Genomic DNA, 241 nt, shown 5'->3' with positions numbered 1-241 from the left:
ACGAGCGGCTGCGCGGCGAAGCCGGCCTGCTGCCCGGCATCGGCGTCGACGAACTGGTGTTCGGGGTGCCGAATTTCCGCATCATCAATGCGGCCTATACCTACGCCCGTCCGGAAGGCAGCCGCTTCAACGACGGCGAGCGCGGCGCCTGGTATTGCGCCTTCGAGGCCGAGACCGCGCTGGCCGAGGCCAGCTTCCACAAGACCGTCGAGTACGCCGAAATCAATCGCTTCGACGACAG

General features: G+C 66.4%; 1 protein-coding gene. It reads left to right on the top strand.

Annotation, left to right across the window (positions count from 1 at the left end; genetic code table 11):
• The coding region (locus tag KVT32_RS31295; protein WP_217619557.1) for an RES family NAD+ phosphorylase at window positions 1-241 on the top strand (241 nt) is incomplete at both ends.

It is taken from the genome of Achromobacter sp. GbtcB20 (genome assembly GCF_019091095.1).
Lineage (GTDB): Bacteria > Pseudomonadota > Gammaproteobacteria > Burkholderiales > Burkholderiaceae_B > Achromobacter > Achromobacter mucicolens.
The sequence above is the reverse complement of the archived record's forward strand: the minus strand, read 5'-3'. Positions and strand labels throughout refer to the sequence as shown.